Below are 24,411 nucleotides of genomic sequence, written 5' to 3' on the forward strand. Positions count from 1 at the left end.
TGAAACAGGGCTTTTTTCGTTTTTCCAAACAGCAGGTCAGCAACTCAGGCGCGCGAATCAACGTCCTCCAGGCCGCGCAGATCCGGCCAGTTTTCGTCCACACCCAACACGGGATATGTCCGGGGATCCAGCGGGCCTGGTTCGCTTTCGGGGCGACACTCACGCAGCGCAGTCTGCAGCCGCTGCAAGGCCTCATCGCCTTCGGCACCAGCGGTCACTCTGTCCCAGAACTCACGATGTACCGCCTTGATGACGACAGGCACGCTGGGCACACCGACCTGTTGCGCCATGGCCAGACGATGCAGGCCACGGTTGATCTTGAGCAGGCGCCCCTCACGCGTCACCGCGACACCCATCTCGTCCTTGGTGACCCCCTGACGAAAGCCATTGCTGGCCATGTCCTGCAGATAACCGCGATAACAGCGCAGATAGCCGAGAATCTGCTCTTCGCTATCCATCAACAGTCCATCACGCGGCGACGACCACGGCTTACCCGCTTCCAGCAAGGCCTTCAAGTGCTGATAGCGCTCCGTCACTGTCAGGTCATCGCCATGCTCGATCAGGTCCCGCATCAGCCGCGAGCGTGAACCGAAGCGGAAGGCGCCGCGCCGCAGGTCCCAGTCGCCATCCCAGATGAAGGCGTTGGAGGAAGGCCGGTTGCGCTTGTCACGCCCGAAATTGACGTCGCGCACCAGCTCACGCGGATTGACCCAGACCGTCAACGCCTCCTGCCCCATCACGTCTTCCAGCGCATGACGCGGCAGGCCACGGCGTTCAAGGGACTGGTGGCGTGCACGCTGGCGCTTCCAGCGCATCAACCAGCAACGACTGAACGGCAGTATCAGGTGGTGCTCGCACCAGGCACGCAGCGCCTCGATCCGCTGAGCACGCTGCATGGCCCCGCGCATGCGCGGGTGGATCAGATCATCCGTCGTACGGTTTCTCGGCAGGTTCACCGCGCATCCTCATCCAGCGAGATCGCCGTCAACAGTCGCTCGGGAGCAATATGATTCAGGCAATTGGTATGCCCCAGCGGGCAGACGCGCTTGAAGCAGGGTGAGCACTCCAGCGCCAGCCAGTGGATTTCGCGATTGGCCGTCAGCGGCGGCGTGTAATGCGGCGACGAGGAACCGTAGATGCCCTGGATACGGGCTCCTACCGCGGCCGCCACATGCATCAGGCCGGAGTCATTGCTGACCACTTCCCGACACTCGGCGATCAGGTCCACCGCATCCGCCAGCCGCGTCTTGCCACACAGGTTGTGAACGCCCGCAAGCCCTTGGGCGATCTCCTCCCCCGCCGCGACATCCTTGGGGCCACCGAAGATGCGCACCTCGGCCCCCTGGCGAGTCAATGACCCGGCAAGCGCGCGAAAGTGCGCCAGCGGCCACTGCTTGGCCGGGCCATATTCCGCCCCGGGCATCATGCCGATGATGGGCGCCGGCGGCGCCACCAGTCCCAACTCGCCGCGCAAGCGCAGCTGATTGGCGCTGTCAGTGACCAGAGCGGGCTCCGGGATGCCCGCCGGCGGATTGGCCTCCTCAACGGGCAGGCCCAGCGACGTGAAGCGCTTGACGGTCTGATCGAGCACCGACTTGTCGAGCTTGCGGCACTCGGTGAGCAGGCCGTAGCGCTGCTCGCCGGTGAAGCCGACGCGCACCGGAATGCGCGCGAAGAACGGCACCAGCGCTGCCTTCCACGAGCGCGGCAACACGATGGCGCGGTCGAAGCGCCCACGCAGCGAACGCCCGAGCTGCCAGCGCGCCTTGAGGGCGAAGTCACCATGCCCCGCCGGCAACGCCAGTGCCTCCTCGACCTCAGGCATGCGCTCGATGATCGGCTGCGACCAGGCGGGCGCCAGCACACTGATCCGGCAGCCGGGCGAGCGCTGCTTCAGCGTCATGAACAGGCTCTGCGCCATCACCATGTCGCCGACCCAGCTGGGCCCGACCACCAGAATGCGCTCACTCATGCCTTGCTCCTCTTCACGGCCAATCCTCCTTGCGGGTGCGCTTGCCCTGCCCCATCGCCCTTGCGAGGCAGGCGCTCACCCTCAATCCACACACGCTCAGTCCACACGTGCTCGGACTCAGCGATTCAGCCATTCGAGATAGGCGCGCGTGCCTTGGGCAACGGTCTTGAATTCGACGTTGCAGCCGGCCTTGCGCAGCTTGCCGATATCGGCACGCGTGAAGCTCTGGTAGCGGCCCTTGAGGTTTTCCGGGAAGTCGATGTACTCGATCTCGCCCTTCTCGTAGTACTCGATGACGGTCTCGGCGATCGCCTTGAACGGCTCGGCGCGACCGGTACCCAGATTGAAGATGCCGGAGGCTTCCGGGTGATCGAGGAACCACAGGTTCACGTCGACCACATCACCGACATAGACGAAGTCACGGCTCTGCATGCCGGCATCGTAGCCATCGTAGGCGCCGAACAGCTTGGGATTCTCGCCCGCCTTCACCTGGGTGTGATGGTGATAGGCAACGCTGGCCATCTTGCCCTTGTGCTGCTCACGCGGGCCGTAGACATTGAAATAGCGGAAGCCGACGACCTGGGTGGTCAGGCTGTCCCAGCGCTGGCGCACGTGCTGATCGAACAGCAGCTTGGAGTAGCCGTAGACGTTGAGCGGACCTTCGAACTCCGGCGTTTCCTTGAAGACCTGGCTGTCGCCGTAGGTCGCCGCGGAGCTCGCGTAGAGGAAGGGAATCCGGTTCGCTTCGCAGAAGTTGAGCAGCACCTTGGAGTACTCGAAGTTGTTCTCGAGCATGAACTGGCCGTCCCACTCGGTGGTGTCGGAGCAGGCGCCTTCGTGGAAGATCGCCTCGATCTTCGGCAACTCGGCATACTCGCCCATCAGGCTCGACTGGACGCGAATCAGGAAGTCGTCCTTGTCGAGGTAATCGGCGATGGTCAGGTCCGCCAGATTGACGAACTTGGTGCCGTCACTCAGGTCATCCACCACCAGGATATCGGTACGGCCGCGGTCATTGAGTGCCTTGACGATATTGGCACCGATGAAACCGGCGCCTCCGGTAACGACGATCATTTGAGCTCCCAGAGCCTCTAGAGGCTTGTAGGCAACGCGCGCGTTCAGTAACGCGACACATCAGAATTTGGAAATGGCACGCACTCGGTTTCGTCTGCGGCCTATAACCCGATAAGCGGGGATTGTATACTCGGCAGTTCTCGAATTCATGGGCCAACGGGCTTCACCAATGACACAGCCAGACGTGAAAACCTTCCAGGGCCTGATTCTGGCCCTGCAGCAATACTGGGCCGAACAGGGTTGCATCATCCTGCAACCATTGGATATGGAGGTTGGCGCGGGGACTTTCCACCCGGCGACCTTCCTGCGCTCCATCGGTCCTGAAACCTGGAACGCTGCCTACGTGCAGCCTTCCCGCCGTCCCACCGACGGCCGCTACGGCGAAAACCCCAATCGCCTGCAGCACTATTATCAGTTCCAGGTGGTGATGAAGCCGTCACCGGCCAACCTGCAGGAGCTCTATCTGGGCTCGCTGGAGCGTCTGGGCATCGACCCGCTGGTCCACGACATTCGTTTCGTCGAGGACAACTGGGAATCTCCGACGCTGGGCGCCTGGGGCCTCGGCTGGGAAATGTGGCTCAACGGCATGGAAGTGACCCAGTTCACCTACTTCCAGCAGGCAGGTGGCATCGAATGCTTCCCGGTCACCGGCGAGCTGACCTACGGCCTCGAGCGCATCGCGATGTACCTGCAGGACGTGGACAGCGTCTACGACCTGATCTGGACCACCGCGCCGGACGGCTCCGTCGTGACCTATGGCGACGTCTTCCTGCAGAACGAGAAGGAGCAGTCGGCCTACAACTTCGAGCACGCTGCCGTGCCGGAGCTGTTCGCTGCCTTCGATCACTGCGAGAGCGAGTGCCAGAAGCTGCTGACCGCCAACCTGCCGCTGCCGGCCTACGAGCAGGTCCTGAAGGCATCACATACCTTCAACCTGCTGGATGCGCGTCACGCCATCTCCGTCACCGAGCGTCAGCGCTACATCCTGCGCGTGCGCACTCTCGCCCGTGATGTGGCCCACGCCTATTACGATTCGCGCAAGGCCGCTGGCTTCCCGCTGGCCCCGCAGGCGCTGCGTGATGAGCTGCTCGCCGCCGATGACACCACTACCGAGGGAGACGCGTAAGCATGGCCTCCGTGAATACCCTGCTGATCGAACTGGGCTGCGAAGAACTGCCGCCGGGCGCCATCGACGCACTCGCTGACAGCCTCGCCAACGGCCTCGCCGATGGTCTGCGCGACGCCGAAGTCGCCTTCGGTCAGGTACGTGCCTACGCCACACCGCGTCGTCTGGCGGTGATGATCGAATCCCTGGCCGAGCGCCAGCCGGACCGCGAGATCGAGAAGCGCGGACCGGCCAAGGCCGCCGCCTTCAAGGATGGCGAACCGACCCGTGCGGTGCAGGGCTTCGCCCGCTCCTGCGGCGTCGAAGTCAGTGACCTGATCGAGCTGGAAACCGACAAGGGCACCTGGCTCGGCTATCGTCACACCCAGCCGGGCGAGCATCTCTCCGCCCTGCTGCCGACCATGCTGGAGCAGGTCGTGGCTCGCCTGCCGGTACCGAAGAACATGCGCTGGGGTGCCTCACGCATCGAGTTCTCGCGTCCGGTGCATTGGCTGGTCGCGCTCTACGGCAGCGAAGTGATCGAGGCCAGCGTGCTCGGCCTCGACTCCGGTCGCACCACCTTCGGCCACCGCTTCCATGCGCCGCAGGCCATCACGCTGGCGCACGCCGAGGACTACCTCGACGCGCTGGAAGATGCCCGCGTGCTGGCCAACCGTGAGGTGCGTCGTGAGCGTATCCGCGAACAGGTCCAGGCCGAAGCGGAAGTCTATGGTGCCAACGCCGTCATCGAGGAAGCCCTGCTCAACGAGGTCAACGGCCTCGTGGAATGGCCGGTGGCGCTGACGGGCACCTTCGACGAGCGCTTCCTGGAAGTGCCGGCGGAGTGTCTGATCTCCTCCATGAAGGCCAACCAGAAGTACTTCCACCTGCTGGACAACGATGGCAAGCTCAAGCCGGCCTTCATCACCATCTCCAATATCGAGAGCAAGGACCCGCAACAGGTCATCTCCGGTAACGAGAAGGTGATTCGTCCGCGTCTGGGCGATGCCGCCTTCTTCTACGAGACCGACCTGCGCAGCACGCTGGAATCGCGTCGCGAGAAGCTCGAGAGCGTCGTCTTCCAGCAGAAGCTGGGCAGCATGGCCGAGAAGGCCCGTCGCAGCGAAGCCGTGGCACGCCACATCGCGGAACGCATCGGTGCCGATGTCGACCACGCCGCACGTGCCGCACAGCTGGCCAAGACCGACCTGGTCACCGAGATGGTGCTGGAGTTCCCGGAGCTGCAGGGCATCATGGGCCACTACTACGCCCGTCACGATGGCGAAGATGCCACCGTCGCTCTCGCGCTGGAAGAGCAGTATCTGCCGCGCTTCGCCGGTGATGCGATCCCCACGACCAAGGCCGGCATGGCGATTGCCCTTGCCGACCGTCTCGACACCCTGACCGGCATCTTCGGCATCGGTCAGCGTCCAACCGGCGCCAAGGACCCGTTCGCGCTGCGTCGCGCCACCATCGGGGTGCTCAACATCCTGATCAAGGGTGAGCTGGACCTCGACCTGCGCGAGCTGCTGACCGTCAGCGCCGAGCAGCATCGTGATCTGCCCAAGGCCGAAGGACTGGTCGAGGACGTGCTCGAGTACATGCTCGATCGCTTCCGCGCCTGGGCCAGCGATGAAGGCATGGGTGCCGAACTGTACCTGGCCGTGCGTACCCTGAAGATCAGCAATCCGCTGGACTTCGCACGTCGTCTGCGTGCCGTGCACGCCTTCGGCGAACGCCCGGAGGCTGCTGCTCTGGCTGCAGCCAACAAGCGCGTCTCCAACATCCTCGCCAAGGCCGAGCACGATGGTCGCACCGAGGTGGATGCGAGCCTGTTGAGCGAGCCGGCCGAGCAGGCACTGGTAGACGCCCTGACGGCACGTGGCGCGGAAGTGGCACCGCTGTTCGCCGCGGCGCGCTACCAGGAGGCCCTCGATGCACTGGCCAGCCTGCGCGAGCCGGTCGATGCCTTCTTCGATCAGGTGATGGTCAACGCCGACGATGCCGCCGTGCGCGCCAATCGTCTGGCGATGCTGGCCAGTCTGCAAGGCCTGTTCATGGGTGTGGCCGACATCAGTCTGCTGACCCAATAAGAACTGCCGATCCACGCTGTCCCTGACATCGGTAACTCGCAGTCTCTGCAAAAGAACCCCGCCACGGCGGGGTTCTTTTGCATCCGGGGTCCCGAAATGCCGTGTTGCGTGACAGGATTTCACGCAACACGGCAGCGATGTCACAATTTCTGCCTTGATCCCCTACCTAGGTCGCACTAGTATTCCAGTATAGAAACAGTGTTCGAAAAGCGCGGCAGCCTGTCGCACCACGCACTTCGACCACTCGGCGCCATTTGCCCATCCCCACGTGCGAGCGTCATCTTGTGACTCGGCTCACAATTTTCCAGGCAAAGCGGCGACCCCTGACAAGCAGCCCGGCTGACGCCCCTGACTGCCCTGAAGTGAAGAGTTGACCATGCAAAAACTGATCGTGCTCGACCGTGATGGTGTCATCAATGAAGACTCCGATGCCTTCGTCAAGAACGCCGAGGAGTGGATCGAATACCCCACTTCCATCCAGGCCATTGCCCGTCTGACCCGCGCTGGCTATACCGTGGCCGTGGCGACCAATCAGTCCGGCATCGCCCGTGGCCATTTCGGCCACCGCGAACTCGACCAGATGCACACCAAGATGATGCAGTTGGTGAAGGAAGCCGGTGGCGATATCGCTCACATTGCCTACTGCCCGCATGGCCCGGACGACGGCTGCGATTGCCGCAAGCCGGAACCCGGTCTGCTCCACCAGATCCAGGATGCCCTGCAGATTCCCGACTTCGAAGGGGCCTGGATGCTGGGCGACAGCCTGCGTGACCTCATCGCGGGCCAGAAGGCCGGCTGTCGCGCCGCGCTGGTGATGACCGGCAAGGGCCAGAAGACGCTGGCAGATGGCGAGGGGCTCAAGGACGTGCTGGTAGTGGCCAACCTGGCCGACTTCACCAACCGCCTGCTCGATGGTGAGCTCAACCACCCCATGTCGGATGGTGAGCCGGGAAAGTCCCAGCGCCGCTGCGTGAGCTGTGAAGCCGCTGCCGAAAGCTATCTGTGAGGCATGCCTACCCTCTGATAACCCTGCGCACGGCGCGCTTGCCTCTCTAATCAGTAGCGGCGATATGCTACCCTTCAGACATGAATCCGGGCGGGCGACTGCCTGCCTGTCTCACTTCCTCATGCTGGAGGCTTCACATGCCACTGCTGGATAGCTTCACTGTCGATCACACCATCATGAAGGCGCCTGCCGTGCGCGTGGCCAAGAAGATGGGCACCCCGAAAGGCGACAACATCACCGTCTTCGACCTGCGCTTCTGCGTGCCGAATGAAGAGATTCTCTCCGAGAAAGGCATTCACACCCTCGAGCACCTGTTCGCCGGCTTCATGCGCGAGCACCTCAACGGTGATGACGTCGAGATCATCGATATCTCACCGATGGGTTGCCGTACCGGCTTCTACATGAGCCTGATCGGTGAACCGGAAGAAGCTCGCGTTGCCGCAGCCTGGTCTGCTGCCATGCAGGACGTGCTCAACGTGGCGCGTCAGGAAGAGATTCCGGAGCTCAACGTCTATCAGTGCGGCACCGCACAGATGCACTCTCTGGAAGAAGCCAAGCAGATCGCCAGCAACATCCTGTCTCGCGATATCGGCGTCAACCGCAATGACGAGCTGAAGCTGGATGAAGGCTTCCTCAATCAGGCGCACTGAGTCTTGAGGCAGCAAGCCTTGAGACATCGAGCCTTGAGACATCGAGCCTTGAGGCACGGTGCTTGATCAGCCTGTCGAGTGCGCCGAGCACTTGAACGAAAAAGCCCGCTATCTGACCGGATCAGATAGCGGGCTTTTTTCATGACGTGACATCCAAGCGAGTGTAGCCAATGCCAGATTCCAGCAGCCATGCCTTTGATTTCACGACCTTCCTGGCAGACAAGGAAGCGTGGTCAGCGCCGAATGAACTCGTCCCCTACCGCTGCCGCGATGACAGCAGCCTGGGCTGTCGCCATTATCCCGCAGCAGGCATGTCAGGGAGCCACTCACACCTCATCCTGCTGCATGGCTCCAGCGCTGACAGCCGTTATCTCGCATCGCTGGCAACGCGCCTGGCTGAAGCTGGTCATCACGTGCATACGCCGGACTTGCGCGGCCACGGCCCAGCCCCGCAGCGACGTGGCGACATCGACCACCTGCTTCAGCTCGAGGAAGATCTCGAGGACCTGATCCTGTCGCTCGAGATACCAGCCGATGCCAGAGTCATTGTCGCTGGCCACTCTGCCGGAGGCGGCCTGGCACTGCGCTTCTCGGCCGCTGTCTGCCAGCGCCAGCTTGCCAACATTCCGCTGCACGGCGTCATACTGCTGGCACCGTACCTGCATCATCTCGCGCCCAACATGCGCCGTGATTCGCGCTGGGCGCAGCCGCGTATCGCGCGAATGCTGGCCTGCGCGCTGCTGAATCGGCTCGGCATCCATCGCCTGGATCATATTGAGGTCCTTGGCTTCAATATCCCGCCAGAGTACCGCGATGCACATACCACCGACGCCTACTCGTGGCGCTTGATGACGGGCCTCAATCCTCGCGACTATCAAAGTGACCTCAAGGCGCTCGCCCATCATCAGCTGCCAGTGCTGGCGCTGATCGGCGAGCATGACGAGGCGTTTCATGCCGAGCGCCTTGCTCAATGTCTGCAACCCCACCACCCCGCGGCGCAGGTGGAAGTCCTCGAGACAATTGATCACCTGGGGCTTGCGACGTCCTCCATCACGGCAGAGCGAATCACCGCCTGGCTGGCCGAGCAACGCACCGGCTGAGACGACACCCTCGGCCGTGACCGAGCCCTACTCCTCGCTGTTATCCTTGCCCCTGATTGCGGCAACACGCACATGCAAAAACGGCCCCTGATCGAAGATCAGGGGCCGTTTTTCTGGCCCGGCTTGGCAAGACATCCGCCAAGCGCTAGCTCAACACCGTCAGACGTCGAGGTTGGCCACCAGCGCGAAGCGCTCGATGAAGTCACGGCGCGGTTCGACTTCGTCACCCATCAGGGTGTTGAACATCTGATCGGCACCGATCGCATCCTCGACGGTCACACGCAGCATGCGACGGGACTCCGGATCCATGGTGGTTTCCCACAGCTGATCCGGGTTCATCTCACCCAGCCCCTTGTAGCGCTGGATGCTGAAGCCACGTGCCGCTTCCTTCATCAGCCAGTCGAGGGCTTCGTAGAAGGTGACGACTTCCTTCTTGCGCTCACCGCGCGAGACGTAGCTGCCAACTTCCAGCAGGCCTTCCAGCATGTTGCCCAGCTCACTCATCTCGCGGTAGTCGGCGGACTTGAAGAAGTCGACATCCCACAGGTAATCGCTGCTGACACCATGTGCCGTCAGCGTCACCGCCGGCAGATAGAGATTGCGCTCGCCGTCGTGGCTGAGAGTGAAGCTGTAGTGCGGGCCACCCTCGTAGGCAATCAGGTCATCCATTTCCTTCTGGAGACCGTCGATCCAGCCTTGCACCTGAGACTGGTCCGCGAGTGCGGCCTCATCCAGATGCGGAGCGTGCACGATCTTGCGCAGCACGGCAGACGGATAGACACGCGCCAGACGATCGATGCGCTTCATCACGCCACGATACTGGTTGACCAGTGCTTCCAGCTGAGCGCCGGCGATACCAGGGGCATCGGCGTTGACGTGCAGCTTGCCGCCGTCCAGCGCCGTGGCGGTCAGATAGTCCTGCAGCGCCTGCTCGTCCTTCAGATACTGCTCATGCTTGCCACGCTTGATCTTGTAGAGCGGCGGCTGGGCAATGAAGATATGACCGCGCTCGATCAGCTCCGGCATCTGACGGAAGAAGAAGGTCAGCAGCAGCGTACGGATGTGCGAACCATCGACGTCGGCATCCGTCATGATGATGACGGAGTGATAGCGCAGCTTGTCGGGGTTGAACTCTTCACGACCGATACCGCAACCCAGCGCGGTGATCAGCGTGCCAACCTCGGCAGACGACAGCATCTTGTCGAAGCGCGCCTTCTCGACGTTGAGGATCTTGCCCTTCAGCGGCAGGATCGCCTGGGTACGACGATCACGCCCCTGCTTGGCAGAGCCACCAGCGGAATCACCCTCGACCAGGTACAGTTCGGAGAGGCTAGGGTCCTTCTCCTGACAGTCAGCCAGCTTGCCCGGCAGACCTGCGATATCCAGGGCGCCCTTGCGACGCGTCATATCACGCGCCTTGCGTGCGGCTTCACGCGCCCGCGCTGCATCCAGCATCTTGTTGACGATGCCCTTGGCTTCGTTGGGCTTCTCGATCAGATACTCGGAGAACAGACGGCCCATTTCCTGCTCGACGGCTGTCTTGACCTCGGAAGAGACCAACTTGTCCTTGGTCTGCGAGGAGAACTTCGGGTCCGGTACCTTGACCGAGATGATCGCGGTCAGACCTTCACGGGCATCGTCCCCGGTCGTACCGACCTTGGATTTCTTGAGCAGACCTTCCGCCTCAATATAGCTATTGAGCGTACGCGTCAGTGCCGCACGGAAGCCGGCCAGGTGCGTCCCGCCATCGCGCTGAGGAATATTGTTGGTGTAGCAGAAGATATTCTCGGCGAAGCCTTCATTCCACTGCATCGCCACTTCGACGGCAATGCCATCCTCGCGCTCCATCTCGAAATGGAACACCGGATTCAAGGGCGCCTTGTTGGTGTTGATATGGTCAACAAACGCCTTGAGGCCACCTTCGTAATGGAACAGCTCTTCCTTGCCGCTGCGCTCGTCAATCAGACGGATGGCGACACCGGAGTTCAGGAAGGACAGCTCGCGCAGACGCTTGGCCAGAATCTCGTAGTGGAATTCGATATTGGCAAAGGTCAGCGGGGAAGGCTTGAAGCGCACCAGGGTACCGGTCTTCTCGGTCTGGCCCACGATGCCCAGCGGCGACTGCGGCTCGCCATGGCGATAGATCTGCTCGTGGACATTGCCCTGACGCCAGATGGTCAGCTTGAGCTCTTCGGATAGCGCGTTGACGACCGAGACACCCACACCGTGCAGACCGCCGGAGACCTTGTAGGAGTTGTCATCGAACTTACCGCCTGCGTGCAGCACGGTCATGATGACTTCCGCTGCGCTGACGCCTTCCTCTTCATGGATCTCGGTCGGCACACCACGACCGTTGTCGCTGACGGAAACTGACTCGTCGGCATGAATAACGACCCGGACTTCGCTACAGTGACCGGCCAGCGCCTCGTCGATGGAGTTATCCACCAGCTCGAACACCATATGATGCAGCCCCGTGCCGTCATCGGTATCACCGATATACATGCCGGGGCGCTTGCGTACGGCATCCAGGCCCTTGAGGACCTTGATGCTTGATGAGTCGTAAGCCTGTTCGCTCATTGGCTTCTCCGTCGTGAAATCATTCCGTGTGCAGTCGCCCGTGTTCCACGTGAAACATCCTGACATCAGTGTTCGGCAACCATACCCGATCCAATGTTTCGGGTTCGACGCAGGTCACGAAGACCTGGCACTCGAGGCCTGCCAACAGCTGGCAGAACAGACGGCGATGCTCGCCATCCAGTTCCGCCGGCAGATCGTCGATCAGGTAGACACAGGTACGTCCGTTCATTTCTTCGAGCAAGCGACCCTGAGCCAGCTTGAGAGCGCTGACCACCAGCTTCTGCTGGCCGCGGGACAACACCTCGACTGCAGGGCGTCGCCCCAGGCGAATACGCAAGTCGGCGCGTTGTGGGCCAGTCTGGGTAAAGCCCATATGGCTATCACTGTCGCGCCCTGCTGCCAGCACGTCGCCCAGAGGGCGCTTGGCATCCCAACCGCGCTGATAGCGCAGAGTCAGCTCGGGTAAATCAATCAGCTCGGCAAGCGTGGCTTGAAACAGAGGCGCCAGCGCCTGCATATATTCCATGCGCAGGGCATCAAGACGCTCGCTCCAGTGAGCAAACTCTCGATCCCAGACGTTAAGTGCCTGAACGTCCATCTTACCATGCCTGAGCAGTGCGTTCCGATGTTTGAGCGCCCGACGCACGCGGCGCCAGACGTCGAAGAAGTCGTGTTTCACGTGAAACACTCCCCAATCGAGGAACTCACGTCGGGCAGAGGGTGAACCCTCCAGCAACCGGAAGGCATCAGGGTTGATCAGCTGCAACGGCAAGGCCTGAGCCAGCTGGGCGACTCGCTCGACCTTCTCGCCATCCAGCCGCATCTCCAGCCCATCTGCGGCCTGATCGCGCCTTACCCCCAGGGGGCGCGGCGGATCGCCTGCCAGGCGGCCAAACAGCGTCATTCCCGCCGTGTCATGCGCAATGGCATGCTTGAGCTTGTGCGTGCGGAAAGAGCGCGCCAGCCCCAGCACATGGATACCTTCCAGCAGACTCGACTTGCCACTGCCATTGGCACCACTGACCAGATTCACCCCTTTTCCCGGCGCCATATCGACTGTCGCCAGGTTGCGCAGATTCTGGAATTGGAGTCGTTCAAGCGCCATGACGGCCTCATTCGATAGAGAGAAAGAGCCATGGCCGCCTTCGGGGCTCAAATACGACAACACCCGCCATTCAGGAGTGAAAATGGCGGGTGTTGTCGAGGCTCATTCTGCGATTGCGCGCGTCAATTGCGCCACAATTACGATTCAAGATGCTGATTTAAATAGCAATTACGATATTACAGACGCATCGGCATCACTACGTAACGCGCATCGCCGCCACCCGGCTCTTCCAGCAGCGCTGAGCTGTTGGCATCGGAAAGCGTCAGCTGTACGCGATCGGCATCCAGCACTCCCAGCACATCGATCAGGTAACCGACGTTGAAGCCGATCTCGAGGCCAGCCCCTTGATAATCAAGGGCAATATTCTCTTCGGCCTCTTCCTGCTCGGGGTTGTTGGCCAGCACACGCAGGTTGCCGGCCTCCAGATAGAGACGCACGCCACGGTACTTCTCGTTGGAGAGGATCGCGGTGCGCGACAGTACCTGACGCAGCTCGGCACGCTCGGCCACGATGACCTTGTCACCGCCACGCGGGACAACGCGCTCGTAATCCGGGAACTTGCCGTCCACCAGCTTGGAGGTGAAGGTGAAGTCGCCGGTCTGGGCACGCACGTGCGTCCCGCTGACCGTCAACGTCATCAGCTCATTGCTGCCGTCGAGCAGGCGTGTCAGCTCAAGGATACCCTTGCGCGGGATGATCAGCTTCTGCGCTTCCGGCACGCTGATGTCAGCGGCCTGCTCGCAGACGGCCAGGCGGTGACCATCGGTCGCCACGGTACGTACCAGGTTGCTGGTCAGTTCCAGCAGCATGCCGTTGAGGTAATACCGGACATCCTGTTGCGCCATCGCGAAGGAGGTCGCGTCGATCAGATGCTTGAGGGTGCCGCGCGGCAGACTGACGGTGATATCGCCCTGGCCATCATCGATGTTCGGGAACTCGGCCACCGGCAAGGTCGACAGGGTGAAGCGTGAACGACCGCTGCGCAGAATGGCACGCCCTTCTTCCAGCGCGAGAATGATCTCGCTGCCTTCGGGCAGTGACTTGCAGATATCCATCAGCTTGCGCGCCGGCACCGTCGCGGAACCCGGCTCATCGACACGGCTGGGCTCGACGCGCCCGATCAGCTCGACCTCAAGGTCAGTCCCGGTCAGCGACAGCTGCTGATCGGACACTTCAAGCAGCACATTGGACAGCACCGGCAGTGTCTGGCGACGCTCGACGACACCCGCCACCAGGGACAGCGGGCGCAGCAGGGCTTCACGCGAAATGGCAAATTTCATGGAGACTCCACTCTCTGGAAACGGGGCAATGCTCGCTGACAGGCAGCGCGCACGCAAAAGAAATTCGGGGCCGCGACAGGCAAGCCCGGAGCACAGCAGGCCGATAGCGTGATTGTCGCCAACCCGACCTGCCGCTGCAATTCGATCAGCTGGTCAACAGACGCAGCAGATTCTTGTAGTCCTCGCGGATATCGGCGTTCTCTTCACGCAGCGAGGCCACCTTGCGACAGGCATGCAGCACCGTAGTGTGGTCTCGCCCACCGAAGGCATCGCCGATTTCCGGCAGGCTGTGGTTGGTCAGCTCCTTGGCGAGCGCCATCGCGACCTGACGCGGGCGGGCGACGGAGCGCGAGCGGCGCTTGGAGTGAAGATCGGAAATCTTGATCTTGTAGTACTCGGCCACGGTGCGCTGGATATTGTCCACACCCACCTGCTTGTCCTGCAGTGCCAGCAGGTCCTTCAGGGATTCACGGATGAAGTCCTGATTGATCGCGCGGCCCATGAAGTGGGAGTCGGCGATGACCTTCTTCAAGGCCCCTTCCAGCTCGCGCACGTTGGAGCGGATCTTCTGCGCGATGAAGAAGGCGGCATCGTGAGGCAGATCGACCTTGGCCTGATCGGCCTTCTTCATCAGGATCGCGACGCGCGTCTCGAGCTCCGGCGGCTCGATGGCGACGGTCAGCCCCCAGCCGAAGCGTGACTTGAGACGCTCCTCGACCCCATTGATCTCCTTCGGATAGCGGTCCGAGGTCAGGATCATCTGCTGACCACCCTCGAGCAACGCATTGAAGGTGTGGAAGAACTCCTCCTGGGAGCGCTCCTTGCCAGCGAAGAACTGGATGTCATCGATCAGCAGCGCATCCACCGAACGGTAGAAACGCTTGAAGTCATTGATGGCGTTGAGCTGCAGCGCCTTGACCATGTCCGCCACGAAGCGCTCGGAATGCAGGTAGACCACCTTGGCATTCTCGCCGCCCTGCTTGGCCAGATGATTGCCCACCGCGTGCATCAGGTGGGTCTTGCCCAGACCCACGCCGCCATACAGGAACAGCGGGTTGTAGGCGCCGCCGGGATTCTCGGAGACCTGACGCGAGGCCGCGCGGGCCAGCTGGTTGGACTTGCCTTCGACAAAGGTTTCGAAGGTGAAGTTCGGATTCAGGCCACTGGAATGCTTGAGGCTACCTTCTACCTGCACCTGACGCGTGTTGCGACGCGGTGCCTGTTCCCGGGCGCCATCGCCGGCCATCTCACGCTCTTCCGCGAAATTGCCCCGCGGTGGCGTATGCACGGAAGGGGCACGCGGGCTCGGCATCTGGCCCGGCGCTTGCGCCTGGGCAGATACCGGCGACGCAGCCGCGCCTTCCGGACGCGGGTTCGAGACGGTCCGGCGGCTACCGACGCTCAGCTCGACCTTGGGCGGCTTGCCCGGTGCCAGCTCACGCAGCAGCTCGTGAATTCGTTTGAGGTACTTGTCATTGACCCAATCACGCACGAAGCGGTTGGGGGCGAGCAGGCACAGCTCTCCGCTGTCGCCTTCCTCAGCCTGCAGGGGGCGAACCCAGGTATTGAACTGCTGTGAATTCAGCTCGTCTTGCAGGGCGTCAAGACATTGTTGCCAAAGTGCGAGCGACACGCGACCTCACATCCAGTTGTCGAAGGGGCGGCCATTGTATAGGCCAAGCCACGAGTTATCCACACGACATCTGCCGCAAAAAGCACTGTGGACAACATCGGTATTCTTCAAGTATCCGCATCGGGACAGGCTGGGGAGCATCCGCGCACAAGATTTCGACTGTGGACAAGACGACAGTTATGCACATGGCCATGCACAGGCTGAACGCAGGTTACTCACCACTTATCGCCAGAGCTGTCCTATCGACATGCAATTGAGCAAGATAGGAAAAAACAGGTTATCCACAGCAACTGCCTTCCTTAATAGTTATTGGTTATTCAGAACTACTTCTCTGTAGTAATGACAGCAGCCCCGCGATCTTCGAATCACACGAGGTGTGAGGGGCTGTGATCGCGTCGACAGAATCCCGGGTTATCCACTGCGACTTTTCGGCGCGCCTGACACGTCAGGGACGGGAGTGCACAACCGCTCGTCAGAAACGCGAGTCCTTGAGGCTCACGACCGACACAGGACTTGCGCCTTCCCGTGCATCGGCCATGGCGGGCGATGCCAATCACTCAGCCCCACTGAGCGCTGAAAAAGCGCTGATCGCTTGCCTGGCGAGCGGTGCCTGTAGGCTCAAGGACGCCAAATCGAATTTTTTTGTGCCCGAAGGCCTGTCTTGCGCGTGATCCGCGTGAGACACGAAGCGCCATATGGCGGGCGGCGTAGACGATATCTGTCGTCAAATGCCGCGAACGGGCTGTGGACAACTTCCAACGCGACATTGCAAGCCACTTGCAGATTCACTAGAATCCCTGCCCCTGACCAATCTGCCCTGTCCTCATGTGGATACAGGGCAACATTCGTTGACCTTTTCCAAACAACCACGTGGGAAGAAGCAGCTATGAAACGCACATTTCAGCCGAGCGTCCTGAAGCGCAAGCGCACACACGGTTTCCGTGCTCGTATGGCGACCAAAGGTGGCCGTGAGGTCATCCAGCGTCGTCGTGCGAAAGGCCGTAAGCGTCTGAGCGCCTGATCGAGGCCCGGATGTCCCGTCAGGGATTTCCCCGGCAGCTTCGCTTGCTGACTGCCGGGGATTACCGGCACGTCTTCGATCACACCACCCTCAAGGTACACGGCAAGGGGCTTCTGGCCCTGGCGTGTCCGAATGACCTGGGACATGCCCGCCTGGGGTTGGTGTTCAGCAAGAAGAACGTGCGCCGTGCCGTAGATCGCAACCGCCTCAAACGTCTGACGCGCGAATCCATTCGCCTCCGCCAGCAGCGCCTTCCGGCCGTCGACATTGTCGTACTGGCCAAGCGAGGCGTGACCGAGCTGGACAACGAGACTCTGCATCGCCAGCTGGACGGCATGTGGGCTCGTCTGGAGAAGGACGCCAGACGCCAGAAAGCGGCCAAGTCAACGCCACCTGCCTGACGCGACACCTGCCCGGTGCGTCCGGCATGTGGCGTTTTTTTCGTTATACGCCCTACCGTTCGTGACCGGACTCATCTGACTCCCCGCCAGATTGATTCACCCTCCAACGGGTATACACCATGGACGTCAAACGATTACTCCTCGTGATTCCGCTTGCGGTTGTCGCCTATCTGATGGTGGTCCAGTGGAACAAGGACTACGACCAGCCGGCTGCGGAAACACAGGCTCCCCAGGTTGCCTCTCAGGCCGCCAATGCCACTGCGCAAGGCCTTGAAGCCCCAAGCAGCAGCACGACTGCCAATGGCGATACCGGCCTCTCCACGCCGGATAGCGCAGCAAGCACCCCGAGCAACAACCTGATTGAAGTCAAGACTGACGTGCTGGACCTGCGTATCGATCCGCAGGGCGGTGACGTGGTCTATGCAGCGCTGCTCGAGCACAAGCAGAACAACGCTTCCGAGTCGCCCTTCGTGCTGCTGTCCGACAATCAGTCACGCAGCTACGTGGCCAAGTCCGGCCTGCAGCTGGATGGCCACAAGGGCCGTATCGCCTTCTCTGCCGACAGCAACAGCTACACCCTTGCCGAGGGTGACGACAGCCTGCAAGTGGACCTGAAGGCCGACATCAATGGTGTTGCGGTCATCAAGCGCTTCACCGTCAGCCAGGACAGCTACCAGATCAAGGTCGACTACCTGCTGGACAACCAGTCCCAGCAGCCGGTCAATGCTCGCTTCATCGGTCAGCTGGCCCGTGACAACAGCGCGGACCCGACCTCCGGTGGCGGCATGGGCATGAAGTCCTATCTGGGTGCGGCGTTCTCTTCTGAAGAGAACCACTACCAGAAGGTCGATTTCGAAGACATCCAGGACGGCAGCTTCAAGAATGTCGACGTCCAGGGTGGCTGGGTGTCCATGATCCAGCATTACTTCGTGTCTGCCTGGGTGCCGGCTGACAACCAGAAGAACCTCTACTACGCCAACGTCGACAAGCAGAACCGCAATGTCGCCGCCTTCGCGAGCCCGACGACCCAGATCGCCGCGGGTCAGCAGGCTGAGCTCGGCGCGACCCTGTTCGTCGGCCCGAAGGATCAGGACCAGCTGGAAGCGACCGCTCCCTACCTGGAGCTGGTCGTCGACTTCGGCTGGCTGTGGTTCCTGGCCAACCCGCTGTTCTGGCTGCTGGAGCACATCCACGCGCTGGTCGGCAACTGGGGTGCCTCCATCATCCTGCTGACCGTTCTGGTCAAGGTCGTACTGTTCCCGCTGTCCGCGACCGCGTACCGCTCGATGGCCAAGATGCGCAAGATGGGCCCCGAGATGCAGCGCATCAAGGAGAAGTACGGCAGCGACCGCCAGAAGGTCTCCCAGGAGATGATGAAGTTCTACCAGACGGAGAAGATCAATCCGCTGGGGGGCTGTCTGCCGATCGTGATCCAGATGCCGGTCTTCATCGCCCTGTACTGGATGCTGATGGAATCCGTCGAACTGCGCCACGCGCCGTTCATGCTGTGGATCCAGGATCTGTCAGTGAAGGACCCGCTGTTCATCCTGCCGATCATCATGGGCCTGACGATGTTCATCCAGCAGCAGCTGAACCCGACGCCTCCGGACCCCACCCAGGCGAAGATCATGAAGATGCTGCCGATCGTCTTCACCTTCTTCTTCCTGTGGTTCCCGGCAGGTCTGGTGCTGTACTGGATCGTCAACAACACGCTGTCGATCGCTCAGCAGTACGTCATCACCCGTCAGATCGAGAATGCCGAGCCAACCAAGAAAGGCGCATGATGCCTTTCAGGTTCGCCTGACATGACTCACCCACGACCCTCGCCTCGGCGGGGGTCGTGGCGTTTCAGGACCCTGATTCTGGGGGCTGCGCCGACACTCCCACCGCAAGGCGCCTTTCCCGTCACCCCGCTTGCTGTCACGGGCCTCCAGCCGCGACAATAGCGGCCATCTCCTTCATCTTCATTCCGGCTTCGCGCCCGAGGTTTGTGCATGTCTACCGCCTACCAGCCTGACTCCATCGCGGCCCTGGCCACTCCGCCCGGCCGTGGTGGCGTCGGCATCATCCGTGTCTCCGGTCCGGCCTGTCAGGCCATCGCCCAGGCCATGCTGGGCCAATGCCCGTCGGCACGCCGCGCCCACTATGGCCCCTTCATGGGACTCGATACCCAGGGCAACCCCATCGCCCTCGACGAAGGCATCGCGCTCTACTTCCAGGGCCCGAATTCCTTCACCGGCGAGGACGTGCTGGAGCTGCAAGGGCACGGCGGCCCGGTGATCATGGACCTGCTGCTGGAGCGCTGCGTGCAGCTGGGCGCACGCCTGGCACGCCCCGGTGAATTCAGCGAGCGCGCCTTCCTGAACGACAAGCTGGATCTCGCCCAGGCCGAGGCCATCGCCGACCTGATCGACGCCAGCTCACGTGCGGCGGCCGAGAATGCGCTGCGCTCGCTCAAGGGCGAGTTCTCGACGCGCGTCAGCGCGTTGGTGCAGCGCCTGATCGAGCTGCGCATCTACGTCGAGGCCGCCATCGACTTCCCCGAAGAGGAAATCGACTTCCTGGCCGACGGACATGTCGCGGCGCGCCTCGATGAGGTCAAGGCCGAGCTGGTGGGCGTGCGAGCCGCTGCCAACCAGGGCGCTCTGATGCGCGAGGGCATGACGGTGGTGATCGCCGGCCGCCCGAATGCCGGCAAGTCAAGCCTGCTCAATGCGCTGACCGAGCAGGACACCGCCATCGTCACCGATATCGAAGGCACCACCCGCGACGTGCTGCGTGAGCACATCCATCTCGACGGCATGCCGCTGCATATCATCGATACCGCCGGGCTGCGCGACACGCCGGACGCCGTCGAGCGCATCGGCGTGCAGCGCGCCTGGGACGAGATCGAGAAGGCGGACCGCGTCCTGCTGCTGGTCGATGCCGCGACCACCTCGGCGACGGACCCGATGGAGATCTGGCCGGAATTCGTCGCGCGCCTGCCGGACCCGTCCCGCCTGACGCTGGTCCGCAACAAGATCGACACCAGCGGCGAGTCGCCGGGGTTGACCGCCATCACCGCAACACAGGATGGCGATGCCGAGCTGGCACGCCACCAGGCCAGCGTGGTGCGCATCTCGGCGCGCGACAATCAGGGCCTCGATGCGCTGCGCGATCACCTCAAGGACATCATGGGCTTCACCGGCACGGCAGAGGGGCGCTTCAGCGCCCGCCGCCGCCACCTGGATGCGCTGGAACGCGCTGGCGAATCTCTCGACAACGGCGAGGCCCAGCTGCATGGCGCCGGCGCCGGCGAGCTGCTGGCCGAAGACCTGCGCGCCGCCCAGATGGCGCTGTCCGAGATCACCGGTGAATTCTCTGCCGATGACCTGCTCGGGGAAATCTTCGGCAGCTTCTGCATCGGCAAGTGATCGCACCGAAGTGATCGCGCCGAGCTGACTCCCGCCCACAGGCGGGCTCTCTTGCCGGCAGTGCTTGCGTCTGGCTGTCTCCCTCTCGTTATACTGCCTCTGCCGACCCCTCCGAGTGGCGGAGGCGGGCAGGGGCAGACCGGGAGCCGACATGGCGGGACGCGCGACATCGAACAGACCGCAGGATGCCCATCGCGAGTCCCGTGACTCCAGCGCCTCTCCCCCGCCGGCCCCCGCCGCCGAACTGACTTCCGGGCCTCTCCCCGAGGCCCCGTTGCGCCACCTGCTGCTCGACTTCTTCACCCGCCATTGGCCCCGCTATCTGCTGGCCATCGCGTTCCTGATCGGGGTCGCGGGGCTGAATCTGCTGTTGCCGTGGGCGATCGGCGCCACCATCGATGCGTTGCGTGATGGCAGCCTCGACCACGACGCCTTGCTGAGCCGCCTGTTGTGGCTGGTAGGCGCGGGGCTCGCGCTCTATGCACTGCGCTATGCCTGGCGCGTGACGCTGTTCGGCACCGCCTATCAGCTGGGGACGGAGCAGCGTGATGCCTTCCATGCCAAGCTGACGCGCCTGGACCCCGGCTTCTATCAGCGCCACCGCACCGGAGACCTGATGGCGCACGCCAGTCAGGACATCGATGCCGTGGAGATGGCCGCCGCGGAAGGCGTGCTGTCCAGCGTCGATGGCGCCATGACCTTCGTGCTGGTGCTCGGCATCATGCTGATCGCCATCGATGTGCCACTGACGCTGCTCGCCCTGTTGCCCTTCCCCTTCATGGCCTGGGCCTTCGCACGTATCTCGCGACGGATCGGAGAGCGTTTCCGCGAATCGCTGGAGCGCTTCTCGGACCTGAATGACCAGACCCAGGAAGCCTTCGCCGGCATTCGCATGCTCAGAAGCCATGCCTTGCTGGAGGATGAAGGCGCAAGATTCTCGCAGCGTGCCGCCGCCGCCGAAGCCGTCGATTATCGCGTCCAGAAGCTGGAGGCGGCCTTTGATCCGGTGGTGTTCATTGCACTCTCGGCGGCGACGCTGCTGACGCTGGGCGTGGGTAGCTGGCGCTATCTGGATGACGCCATCACCCTGGGCCAACTGACCAGCTTCACGCTCTATCTGGCGCAGTTGATCTGGCCGATGTTCGCGCTTGGCTGGTGCCTGAATATCCTGCAGCGCGGCGCGGCAGCCGCACGGCGGCTGGCTACCTTCCACGCCGCGCCACAAGCCCTTGAGGACAGCGGCACTCTGGACGAGGTCAGTGATCATTCACTACGCCTTGAAATCAATGAATTCCACTACCCGGGCAGCCAGCAACGTGCTCTGGGGCCCCTCTCCCTTCATGTGGCGGCAGGGGGGAGTCTGGGGATCGTCGGCGCGACCGGCAGTGGCAAGTCCACCTTGCTGCGTCTGCTGTCGCGCAGCTGGCCTCTGACGCCTGAGCAAGGGGTCCTGACGCTCGGTGGCAGAGAAGCGAGTGAGTACACACTACCTGCCTGGCGCCAGCAGTTCTCACTGGTCCCCCAGGACCCGTTCCTGTTTGCGCTCTCGGTAGCCGACAATGTCGCCCTCGCCTGCCCCGAGGCCTCCGACGAGCGAATTCGAGAGGCACTGCGCGCAGCAGCCTTCGAGGAAGATCTGCGCCGCCTCCCCCAGGGGTTGGAAACGCTGGTGGGTGAGCGAGGCATCACGCTCTCTGGCGGCCAGCGTCAGCGGCTGGCACTGGCACGCAGCCTGCTCAGCGAGGCGCCTATCCTGCTGCTGGACGACACCCTGTCGGCGGTCGACCAGGTCACCGAACGCACCCTGCTGAAGACTCTCGCGCGCCTGCAGCAACCCGATCACCACGGCCTCAAGCGCACGCTGATCATCAATTCCCATCGTCTGTCTGCCGTACAGGCCTGCCAGCAGATTCTGGTGCTCGAGGATGGGCGCATCCTGGAACAGGGCAATCACGCCAGTCTGCTGGCCGCCCGCGGCGCTTACTGGCGCCTCTGGCAAGCCCAGCAGGTCAACCGCGAAGACGATGCCAAGGCGGAGCGCTAATGAGCCACGATGCCGCAACACGACCCGACACCCTCAGCGGCACTCGCCTGCTCAGCCGACGGCGACTGGCATTGCTCTGGCAACCGCTGGGCAGGCGCCGCGCAGAGGTCCTGCGCGCGCTGTTGATCCTGATCGCGGCGACCGTACTGGATGTGCTTGGCCCGTGGCTGACCCAGCGCTATCTGGATGACTACCTGATTCCCGGCAACCTCGCCCCCGAGGCCCTGGCCGGATTGGTGGGCATCTACGTGATCACCCAGCTGGGCGCCGCCGCCGGACGCTATTTCCAGCAGCTGCGCTTTGCCCGTCTGGCCCTCGCCAGCGTGCGCGATATCCGTGAGCGAGTCTTCACACACCTGCTTAACCAGCCACTATCGACCCTCGACAATATCGCCGCCGGTGAATTGGTGGCCCGCGTGACCAACGACACCGAGTCGCTCAAGGAGCTGTATATCGGGGTGCTGGCGACACTGATCGGCAATGTGGTGCTGTTGATCGGCATCCTGTCGGCGATGGCCCTGATGGATGGCACCCTGGCGATGATCGCGACGGCGCTGGTGCCGCTCTCCATCGGCATGATCTGGCTGTATCAGCGCTTCTCCGGGCGCGCTGCACGCGAGGTGCGCCGCCTGCGTGCCTTGCAGAATGCCAGAATCGCCGAGGCGATCGGCGGCATGAGTGTGCTGCAGGCAAGCGACCAGACCGAACGCTTCAGTCAGCGCTATCACCACCTCAACGTCTCTCAGTATCAGGCGCGCATGCGCACGGTGCGTGTGTCGGGACTGCTGTTGCGCTCGGCCATCGACCTGATGGCGATGCTGATCACGCTCTCGCTGGTCGCCGTGTTCGGGCTGCGCGAATTGGGGGGCGGTGCGGAACTGGGGGTGCTCTACGCATTCATCGCCTGGTTGGGGCGCATCAGCGAGCCCCTGATCCAGATCACGCAGCGACTGCAGGTCTTCCAGTCTGCGCTGGTGGCGACAGGCCGGCTGGAAGAGGTACTGGACCGGCCACGCGAGATGCCTGAGCCAGACACGCGCGCCGCGAGGAAAGCCACGCGTGGGCACACGGACAATGCCGTGATAGCGAGCGGTCACTATCAGCTCGAGCAGCTGAGTTTCCGCCATCAGGGTGCGGAGGGCCCGGCCCTCAATGGCCTGACGCTTGCCATCGAGAGCGGTGAGTTTCTCGGCGTGGTCGGCCCGACGGGCAGCGGCAAGTCCACCCTGCTCGATCTGCTCAGCGGGCAGCGCCCTGCCCCGGCGCCTCAGCTGCTGCTGGATGGTCGTCCGCTGATGGAGTGGTCGGCTCAACAACGCGCTACCGCGATAGCCGTCGTTCCGCAGGAGCCCTTCATCCGCGCCACGACACTGCGCGACAACCTGCTGCTGGGTCGTGAGATCAGCCAGCAGCACCTGTCACGGGTCCTGCACAAAGCGCACCTGGCGCCGCTGGTCGATAGTCTGCCGCTGGGGCTCGACACCTTGCTGGGCGAGCGCGGCCTCAGTCTCTCCACGGGAGAGCGCCAATTGCTGGCGCTCGGACGCGCACTGGTCACGACGCCACGCGTGCTGTTGCTGGATGAGGCCACCGCCAGCATCGATAGCCATACCGAAGCCCTGTTGCAGCAGGCGCTGCATGAACTGCGCGGCGAAGTGACCTTGATCGTGGTGGCACACCGGCTGGCCACGGTGCGCGATGCGGACCGCCTGCTGGTGCTGGAACAGGGCCGCATCACCCAGCTGGGGAGCCATGATGCCCTGATGGCAGAACCCGGCCTCTATCGGCGGTTATGGCGAGAAGACATCGCGCACTGATCAGGCCACTGGTCACCACAATACAAACGCCCCACGATGCAAACGCCCCCACAGGCATGGCCGGTGGGGGCGTTGTCAGTCCGAGCTCATGATATGGCGCTCAGCGTTCTGCATTCACAC

At 62.6% G+C, this 24,411-nt stretch carries 18 protein-coding genes; 11 read left to right on the plus strand and 7 right to left on the minus strand.

From position 1 onward, the window contains the following. Positions 1-44: 44 nt before the first annotated feature. From QD280_RS07935 to rfaD, 3 genes are all read right to left on the minus strand, one after another. Positions 45-956 (minus strand): hypothetical protein, encoded by a 912-nt coding sequence (locus QD280_RS07935; RefSeq protein ID WP_279838862.1) that lies wholly within the window; start codon positions 954-956, stop codon positions 45-47. After that, positions 953-1,972, minus strand: a complete 1,020-nt coding sequence (gene waaF, locus QD280_RS07940; protein ID WP_279838864.1) for a lipopolysaccharide heptosyltransferase II — start codon at positions 1,970-1,972, stop codon at positions 953-955. Before waaF ends, QD280_RS07935 begins: the two co-directional genes overlap by 4 nt. Positions 1,973-2,089: 117 nt before the next feature. After that, positions 2,090-3,046, minus strand: a complete 957-nt coding sequence (rfaD, locus tag QD280_RS07945) for an ADP-glyceromanno-heptose 6-epimerase (RefSeq protein WP_131431083.1) — start codon at positions 3,044-3,046, stop codon at positions 2,090-2,092. A 169-nt stretch (positions 3,047-3,215) separates the two neighbouring features. On the opposite strand from rfaD, the gene glyQ reads away from it, so the two are divergent. The 5 genes from glyQ (at position 3,216) to QD280_RS07970 (ending at position 9,000) form a co-directional block, all read left to right on the plus strand. Beyond that, on the plus strand, positions 3,216-4,172 hold the full coding sequence (gene glyQ, locus QD280_RS07950) for a glycine--tRNA ligase subunit alpha (protein WP_107335756.1): 957 nt from the start codon (positions 3,216-3,218) through the stop codon (positions 4,170-4,172). A gap of 2 nt (positions 4,173-4,174) precedes the next feature. Beyond that, positions 4,175-6,244: a glycine--tRNA ligase subunit beta gene (gene glyS, locus QD280_RS07955; RefSeq protein ID WP_279838866.1), complete on the plus strand. Its 2,070-nt coding sequence runs from the start codon at positions 4,175-4,177 to the stop codon at positions 6,242-6,244. Positions 6,245-6,620: 376 nt separating this feature from the next. Beyond that, the gene (gmhB, locus tag QD280_RS07960) at positions 6,621-7,250 is read left to right on the plus strand and encodes a D-glycero-beta-D-manno-heptose 1,7-bisphosphate 7-phosphatase (RefSeq protein ID WP_153634999.1); all 630 of its coding nucleotides are present in this window, start codon (positions 6,621-6,623) and stop codon (positions 7,248-7,250) included. Between the two features lie 137 nt (positions 7,251-7,387). Further along, positions 7,388-7,900, plus strand: coding sequence for an S-ribosylhomocysteine lyase (gene luxS / locus QD280_RS07965; protein ID WP_043331647.1), 513 nt, complete (start codon positions 7,388-7,390; stop codon positions 7,898-7,900). A 170-nt stretch (positions 7,901-8,070) separates the two neighbouring features. Then, entirely contained in the window at positions 8,071-9,000 is a 930-nt protein-coding gene (locus tag QD280_RS07970; protein WP_279838868.1) for an alpha/beta fold hydrolase, read from the plus strand. A 159-nt stretch (positions 9,001-9,159) separates the two neighbouring features. Here the strand turns inward: QD280_RS07970 and gyrB are convergent, their stop codons facing one another. The 4 genes from gyrB to dnaA all read right to left on the minus strand — a co-directional run bounded on the left by gyrB (position 9,160) and on the right by dnaA (position 15,595). Then, the gene (gyrB, locus tag QD280_RS07975) at positions 9,160-11,577 is read right to left on the minus strand and encodes a DNA topoisomerase (ATP-hydrolyzing) subunit B (RefSeq protein WP_043331649.1); all 2,418 of its coding nucleotides are present in this window, start codon (positions 11,575-11,577) and stop codon (positions 9,160-9,162) included. Positions 11,578-11,596: 19 nt separating this feature from the next. Continuing rightward, on the minus strand, positions 11,597-12,682 hold the full coding sequence (gene recF / locus QD280_RS07980; protein ID WP_153636738.1) for a DNA replication/repair protein RecF: 1,086 nt from the start codon (positions 12,680-12,682) through the stop codon (positions 11,597-11,599). A 176-nt stretch (positions 12,683-12,858) separates the two neighbouring features. After that, positions 12,859-13,962 (minus strand): DNA polymerase III subunit beta, encoded by a 1,104-nt coding sequence (gene dnaN / locus QD280_RS07985; protein ID WP_043331653.1) that lies wholly within the window; start codon positions 13,960-13,962, stop codon positions 12,859-12,861. Positions 13,963-14,107: 145 nt separating this feature from the next. Next, entirely contained in the window at positions 14,108-15,595 is a 1,488-nt protein-coding gene (dnaA, locus tag QD280_RS07990; protein WP_043331654.1) for a chromosomal replication initiator protein DnaA, read from the minus strand. An 886-nt stretch (positions 15,596-16,481) separates the two neighbouring features. On the opposite strand from dnaA, the gene rpmH reads away from it, so the two are divergent. The 6 genes from rpmH to QD280_RS08020 all read left to right on the plus strand — a co-directional run bounded on the left by rpmH (position 16,482) and on the right by QD280_RS08020 (position 24,291). Next, entirely contained in the window at positions 16,482-16,616 is a 135-nt protein-coding gene (rpmH, locus tag QD280_RS07995; RefSeq protein ID WP_043331656.1) for a 50S ribosomal protein L34, read from the plus strand. Between the two features lie 11 nt (positions 16,617-16,627). Then, entirely contained in the window at positions 16,628-17,017 is a 390-nt protein-coding gene (gene rnpA, locus QD280_RS08000; RefSeq protein WP_052384306.1) for a ribonuclease P protein component, read from the plus strand. Positions 17,018-17,136: 119 nt separating this feature from the next. Next, the gene (yidC, locus tag QD280_RS08005) at positions 17,137-18,801 is read left to right on the plus strand and encodes a membrane protein insertase YidC (protein ID WP_043331659.1); all 1,665 of its coding nucleotides are present in this window, start codon (positions 17,137-17,139) and stop codon (positions 18,799-18,801) included. Positions 18,802-19,011: 210 nt separating this feature from the next. Further along, entirely contained in the window at positions 19,012-20,430 is a 1,419-nt protein-coding gene (mnmE, locus tag QD280_RS08010) for a tRNA uridine-5-carboxymethylaminomethyl(34) synthesis GTPase MnmE (protein ID WP_279838870.1), read from the plus strand. A 151-nt stretch (positions 20,431-20,581) separates the two neighbouring features. Beyond that, complete coding sequence (locus QD280_RS08015) at positions 20,582-22,474, plus strand: ABC transporter transmembrane domain-containing protein (RefSeq protein WP_279838871.1); 1,893 nt, start codon at positions 20,582-20,584, stop codon at positions 22,472-22,474. After that, positions 22,474-24,291: an ABC transporter transmembrane domain-containing protein gene (locus tag QD280_RS08020; protein ID WP_279838873.1), complete on the plus strand. Its 1,818-nt coding sequence runs from the start codon at positions 22,474-22,476 to the stop codon at positions 24,289-24,291. The genes QD280_RS08015 and QD280_RS08020 overlap by 1 nt, the downstream gene beginning before the upstream one ends. Positions 24,292-24,411: the final 120 nt, after the last annotated feature.

The sequence above is a fragment of the Cobetia sp. 1AS1 genome, assembly GCF_029846435.1.
GTDB classification, from domain to species: domain Bacteria; phylum Pseudomonadota; class Gammaproteobacteria; order Pseudomonadales; family Halomonadaceae; genus Cobetia; species Cobetia amphilecti.

Bases quoted from the DNA above. Each gene is read 5' to 3' on its own strand.
- dnaN (WP_043331653.1), bottom strand. From the start codon at position 13,962: ATGAAATTTGCCATTTCGCGTGAAGCCCTGCTGCGCCCGCTGTCCCTG.
- QD280_RS08020 (WP_279838873.1), top strand. From the start codon at position 22,474: ATGAGCCACGATGCCGCAACACGACCCGACACCCTCAGCGGCACTCGC.
- mnmE (WP_279838870.1), top strand. From the start codon at position 19,012: ATGTCTACCGCCTACCAGCCTGACTCCATCGCGGCCCTGGCCACTCCG.
- gmhB (WP_153634999.1), top strand. From the start codon at position 6,621: ATGCAAAAACTGATCGTGCTCGACCGTGATGGTGTCATCAATGAAGAC.
- gyrB (WP_043331649.1), bottom strand. From the start codon at position 11,577: ATGAGCGAACAGGCTTACGACTCATCAAGCATCAAGGTCCTCAAGGGC.
- yidC (WP_043331659.1), top strand. From the start codon at position 17,137: ATGGACGTCAAACGATTACTCCTCGTGATTCCGCTTGCGGTTGTCGCC.
- waaF (WP_279838864.1), bottom strand. From the start codon at position 1,972: ATGAGTGAGCGCATTCTGGTGGTCGGGCCCAGCTGGGTCGGCGACATG.
- rfaD (WP_131431083.1), bottom strand. From the start codon at position 3,046: ATGATCGTCGTTACCGGAGGCGCCGGTTTCATCGGTGCCAATATCGTC.
- QD280_RS07970 (WP_279838868.1), top strand. From the start codon at position 8,071: ATGCCAGATTCCAGCAGCCATGCCTTTGATTTCACGACCTTCCTGGCA.
- glyQ (WP_107335756.1), top strand. From the start codon at position 3,216: ATGACACAGCCAGACGTGAAAACCTTCCAGGGCCTGATTCTGGCCCTG.
- glyS (WP_279838866.1), top strand. From the start codon at position 4,175: ATGGCCTCCGTGAATACCCTGCTGATCGAACTGGGCTGCGAAGAACTG.
- recF (WP_153636738.1), bottom strand. From the start codon at position 12,682: ATGGCGCTTGAACGACTCCAATTCCAGAATCTGCGCAACCTGGCGACA.
- luxS (WP_043331647.1), top strand. From the start codon at position 7,388: ATGCCACTGCTGGATAGCTTCACTGTCGATCACACCATCATGAAGGCG.
- rnpA (WP_052384306.1), top strand. From the start codon at position 16,628: ATGTCCCGTCAGGGATTTCCCCGGCAGCTTCGCTTGCTGACTGCCGGG.
- rpmH (WP_043331656.1), top strand. From the start codon at position 16,482: ATGAAACGCACATTTCAGCCGAGCGTCCTGAAGCGCAAGCGCACACAC.
- QD280_RS08015 (WP_279838871.1), top strand. From the start codon at position 20,582: ATGGCGGGACGCGCGACATCGAACAGACCGCAGGATGCCCATCGCGAG.